At 44.3% G+C, this 5138-nt stretch carries 5 protein-coding genes; 4 read left to right on the top strand and 1 reads right to left on the bottom strand.

Features of this window, described 5'->3' with window-relative positions:
• The 4 genes from A3766_RS15550 to A3766_RS31220 form a co-directional block, all read left to right on the top strand.
• Positions 1-793: DUF484 family protein (locus A3766_RS15550; protein ID WP_369808631.1), on the top strand; the 793-nt coding region annotated here is incomplete at its 5' end.
• 61 nt (positions 794-854) lie between these two features.
• On the top strand, positions 855-1751 hold the full coding sequence (xerC, locus tag A3766_RS15545; RefSeq protein ID WP_068512856.1) for a tyrosine recombinase XerC: 897 nt from the start codon (positions 855-857) through the stop codon (positions 1749-1751).
• Positions 1752-1822: 71 nt separating this feature from the next.
• On the top strand, positions 1823-3541 hold the full coding sequence (locus tag A3766_RS15540; RefSeq protein ID WP_068512853.1) for a GGDEF domain-containing protein: 1719 nt from the start codon (positions 1823-1825) through the stop codon (positions 3539-3541).
• Positions 3542-3605: 64 nt separating this feature from the next.
• Positions 3606-4232 (top strand): hypothetical protein, encoded by a 627-nt coding sequence (locus tag A3766_RS31220; RefSeq protein ID WP_068638376.1) that lies wholly within the window; start codon positions 3606-3608, stop codon positions 4230-4232.
• 2 nt (positions 4233-4234) lie between these two features.
• Here the strand turns inward: A3766_RS31220 and A3766_RS15530 are convergent, their stop codons facing one another.
• Positions 4235-4903 carry a glutathione S-transferase gene (locus A3766_RS15530; protein WP_068512847.1) on the bottom strand — a complete coding sequence of 223 codons (669 nt, stop codon included), beginning with the start codon at positions 4901-4903 and terminating at the stop codon, positions 4235-4237.
• Positions 4904-5138: the final 235 nt, after the last annotated feature.

Genomic DNA, 5138 nt, shown 5'->3' with positions numbered 1-5138 from the left:
ATGGACTCCCCCAGACATAGTGAACCGTATTAGTGAAGATAGTATGAGCAATAAAGAAGTAAACGCTGAAGTAAGCCCGCAAGCTGCGAGTATTCAAGAAACTGACGTTATTGAGTATTTGAAGACTCACCCTGAATTCTTTGTTCAACATGATTACTTGTTGAATGAGCTAAAAATACCTCATGCGAGCGGCGCTGCGATATCTTTAGGGGAGCGTCAGGTGCAAGTATTTAGAGAGCACCGTGATGAGCTGAAAAACAAGCTTAATGAACTGATCTCCATTGCGCATGAGAATGATGCTCATTTTGAGAAGACCAAACGCCTGTTATTAAACTTGTTAGAGGTGAAGAGCCTTGATGAGATTGAAATGGTCGTAAATGAGGCATTCAAAAATGATGCGAATATCGACTTCAGCAGCATTTTATTGTTTGGTAAGCCAAGTGACTACCCTGTTAGCGAAGTGAAAGTCATTTCGATCGATGAGGCTCGGGGGCAGCTAGGCGGTATTCTCGATCATACACGAGCAGTTTGCGGGCAGTTCCGAGACGAAGAGCGTGCATGCTTGTTCCCGAACCCCGAAGAAGTCGGTTCAGCGGCAGTGATTCCTTTACGAAATGGTGAGCTTTTGGGCTTGTTCTGTTTGGGCAGTCGCGATGCTAAGCACTTTGATAGCTCAATGGGCTCTTTATTCCTTTCTTATATCAGCGATTTTATCAGCCGTATTCTGCCGAATCTGTTGTTGGCTGCTAAGCGACAGCAGGTAGAGGACTCAGTTCCTTCGCTCTTGGAATAGATATTTTCGAAGCGAGTCGCCATAAATGGTTTAATGATCCGGTAGAGAATTCGAGGCAGTGATGGAAAAGTTACTAGAAGAGTTTCTCGATAATTTACTGGTCGTTAGGAGGCTCTCCCATCACACTTACACCAATTACAGGCGTGACTTGGAGCGTATTCATACTTGGTGCTCTGAACAGGGTATTCACGCTTGGAGTGAGCTCAGTCACGCTCATGTCCGCTTATACGTTTCTTACCTGCACCGTAAGCAGCTTTCTAGCAAGAGTATTCAAAGAGCACTGTCGTCACTACGTAGTTTTTACAATTACCAGATTAAACATGCTTTGCTAGAACACAATCCGTGTCTGGATGTTCCGGTTCCAAAAGGGAGCAAAAAACTGCCTAAAGTCTTGAATGTTGATCAAATTAACCATCTATTAGATAACGATAGTGGCGATTGGCATGTGATTCGTGATCACGCCATGTTCGAGGTTTTCTATTCTTCAGGTCTACGCCTTTCTGAATTAGTAAATTTGAATGTAAATTCCATAAATCTTGATGAAGGTTTTGTTGATGTGCTGGGTAAAGGTGGCAAAGAAAGGCACTTGCCATTAGGAAGCAAGGCCATTGAAGCGCTAAAAGAGTGGTTAGCCTTTCGTGGCGATTGCTTGGGAGAAGAGGCGGTCGCACTTTTCATTAGCCAGCAAGGAAAGCGGATAAGTGTACGTAATGTTCAGGTTCGCTTGAAAAAAATGGCAATCGAGAAAGGTATTATTAATGATGTCAGCCCGCATATGCTGCGACATTCTTTTGCAAGCCACATGTTGGAGTCGAGTCAAAACCTTCGCGCCGTACAAGAATTATTAGGCCATGCCGATATTTCCACCACACAGGTCTATACTCATCTAGACTTTAAACATTTAGCTGAGGTGTATGATGCATCTCACCCTAGAGCCAGAAAACGAAATACAAAATAAGCATTATCATTTTTGTTTGTTTTACTAAGTAAATAATAACATTTGAATCGGTTCAAAAAGCTGGAGAACTCATGAGTAACCAGTCGGATTTAAAAAAAGAGCTAGAACGCTGGAAAGATAAGTATTTTGAGCAAGGTGAGTCTTTTGACGGCCAGAAAAAGCTCATTCAAGATTACGCCTCACTGATGCAGCGAATTCTGGTGCGTGTTAGCTTGGCGGCAGAGCACACTTCTGATGAATTAGATGGCGAGTTGGCTAGCTTGCGCAGTGCGGTGCGCAGTGCAACACCTGAAAAGAATGATCTCGAAAAGCGCCTTAAGCGTATTGATAAATTGATTCTTGCGGCGGACGAGAGCAAACAGCAAAACCTGAGAAAAGTAGCGAGTGCTTTAGAGAGTATTATCGATCAGCTATTGACTCTCAAGCTTCCTCGAAAGCAGAAAAGTGGGCTAAAGAAGCTCTTAAAGTCTATCGCCAAGCGTTCGTCAAATATTCAAGAATACCCAGCTATCCTGTCTGAGTATGCAAAACTCCAGTCTGAAGTCTTGTCGGTAATTGTTGACCCAGACAAAAAAGAGGCCGGTTTCTTAAGTCGTCTCTTGGGTGGCGGAAGTGATGAAAATGCAAGCGCTGATACGGCTTCGGGCGAAGATAGCTCCCTCAGCGAAGAGGACTTGGAGCTAGAAACGGACGATGCCAGCAATGCAGCAGAAGAGCTTGCTCCTGGCTTTTCTTCTGTTGCGCGGCATATTCGCAACACTTTGAGTAATCTACTGGACCAATTAGCGTTTCCAAGCAGTGCGACCAGAGAAGTAGCGAAACTGCGTGGTCAAATTGAAAAAGAGCTGGTTTGGTATGAACTTGGCCCTACTTTGGATGATTTGTCTAACTTGATCCTTTCGGTTGTGGGTAAAGGGCAGCGCGAGTTTAGTAACTTTCTGAAGGTGCTCGATGAGCGCTTGAGTAAAGTTCAGGACTTTTTGGTAGAGAGTCAGAGTATTGATGACACCTGGCAAGATAAAAACGAAAAATTTGATCAACATATGCGTGATCAAGTCGATGAAATGACTCAGCGTGTGGGAAAAGCTGTCGATATAGATGATTTGAAACGATCTATTTCGGAGCACTTGGACAGCATATCCAGTGCTGTAGATCAGCATGCTGGTGATGCAGTTGAACACCAGCAAGCAAAAGAAGAAGAGGTCGAGGTCCTAAAAGAGCGCATCAAAGCGATGGAAGAAGAGACTCGTTATATTCGTAAACGCTTGAAGGAAGAGCGAGATAAAGCATTAAAAGATTCTTTAACGTCGTTGCCTAATCGAGAGGCTTATGACGAACGTTTTGAGCTGGAGCTTGAACGTTACAAACGTTATAAAAAGCCGGCTACACTGGTGGTGGCGGATATCGATTTCTTCAAAAGTATTAATGACAACTATGGTCACCTATCGGGCGATAAAGTTCTACAGATTATTGCCAAGGAAATTCAAAATAGAATACGCAAGACCGACTTTGTTGCGCGCTATGGTGGCGAAGAGTTTGTGATTATTTTGCCAGAAACAGATTTGCAAACTGCAAAGCAGGTAATTGAAAAAGTAAGGGAAATGATCGGTCGCTTACCTTTTCATTTTCGCGATGAAAAGATTCAAATTACCATGTCTTTTGGCTTAAGTGTCTTTGAAGAAGGCCTGGATCAGGGGCAGTTATTTGAACGAGCAGACTCTGCACTGTATCAAGCAAAAGAAAATGGCCGAAACAGGGCAGAAGTGCGGAGTGAAGCATCTTCTGACTAGGTAAATTTCGGGTCTTGACCTAGACTTATTGTTAGGGAAAGAAATTAGCAAAGAGCAAAACGGTATGAGTGAGCAGCAGTACGAAATTGTATTTTACGGCAAACTGGTTGAAGGCTTTTCGGAGCAAGAGACCAAGCAACACGTTGCGCAGCTATTTAAAACAAGCGTAGACCAAGTAGAGCGCATGTTTACTGGCAAGCGGGTGGTGATACGTAATAAGCTCGACCAGGAAACGGCAAAGAAATATATCATTGCGATGAGTAAGCGTGGCGCTGATTGCCAAGTTGAGGCGATGGGCAGTCCGGGTGTCAAAGTAGACTTTAGTGCGCCAGCTCCTCAGGCTGCGCCAACGCCAACGCCAACGCCAACGCCAACGCCAACGCCAACGCCAACGCCAACGCCAACGGCTAAGGCTCCCTTAACGGCCAGTGCTTCAAAGACCGATTTGCAGAATGTTGCCAGCAAAACCGGCCTTAATTTGGCAGGGGAAAAAGTAGACGAGATACTATCAGATACGCACTTTCAAGTTGGCGAGGTGGGCGAGCGCTTATCAGAAGTACATGAAGAGGTCATGGCAGAATTCCATGAGCTGGATAATGTGACGATTGCGCCTGTTGGCAGTGATATTGCTGAAAAGAAAGAAGAGCTTCCACCGGTGATTCCGGATACTTCTCATTTAAGTTTAAAGTAACCTTAACTGTCACTTGGCAAAGGTAGCCAAGTGATTTCGTCACCTTCCTTCCAAGCCGGATACTTCTTCATAATACTCAAAAATATGTCAGACTCTTTGTAGTCTGACAACCAGCGCTTGAGATAGTCGTAAGGGCTCGCATCAAACCATTCTAGGTCTACATGTGCAAATTGTCGTATAAAGGGAAAGATGGCGAGATCTGCCAGGCAGGCCTGCTCGCCAAAAAGAAAAGTTTGGTTTTGTAAGCGCTTGTCCAAAAGCTCTAAAAAACCTTCGCCTTGCTTGCGATATTCCTGCTCACTTTGTTCTGGGTGGCGGTCTGCATATTTGTATCGATCAAGCTTATCTTTGAATTCACCGTCATTGATTGAAATAAGGTCGAGCATCTCGTTAAGTTTGGAAGCATCTAAAAAGTTGTCTGGATCGTATCGTTTGAAAGCCCACTTCATGATATCCAGGCTTTCATCAATCACTTGCGGGGCCTCGGATTCTGAATGATGAAGGATGAGCACCGGAACGGTACCTTTCGGAGAATAATGCAGCATTGTCGCTGGCTTATTTCGTAAGACAATTTCCCTTATCTGAATCTTTTCCTGGCTAAGAGTCAGGGCCAACCGTGCTCTCATGGCATAAGGGCAGCGTCTGAAGGTGTATAGAATTGTCGAAGGCATGGGCGCAACCGTGTTTTGAAAACAGGCATGATTCCATTTGCTTTAACTAAAAGCAATTGAAGTTCTAAGTTGTACAGGTGTTATCGACTGGAATAAAAAAAGAGGGCCGAGGCCCTCTTAGAGTTAGTACTGCTTTATTAGTTATCGTTTTGGGTGTGTCTGGTAGGGAGGCTCAAATTTGTTTTATTGAGCCAATAGAGTTTGAACGATTTCAATACCTGCAGCTTGGTGAGCT

Source organism: Oleiphilus sp. HI0132 (genome assembly GCF_001635845.1).
This window is presented reverse-complemented; position numbering and strand designations above follow the sequence as displayed.

Coding starts and splice junctions, on each gene's coding strand:
- xerC (WP_068512856.1), top strand. CDS start 855: ATGGAAAAGTTACTAGAAGAGTTTCTCGATAATTTACTGGTCGTTAGG.
- A3766_RS15540 (WP_068512853.1), top strand. CDS start 1,823: ATGAGTAACCAGTCGGATTTAAAAAAAGAGCTAGAACGCTGGAAAGAT.
- A3766_RS31220 (WP_068638376.1), top strand. CDS start 3,606: ATGAGTGAGCAGCAGTACGAAATTGTATTTTACGGCAAACTGGTTGAA.
- A3766_RS15530 (WP_068512847.1), bottom strand. CDS start 4,903: ATGCCTTCGACAATTCTATACACCTTCAGACGCTGCCCTTATGCCATG.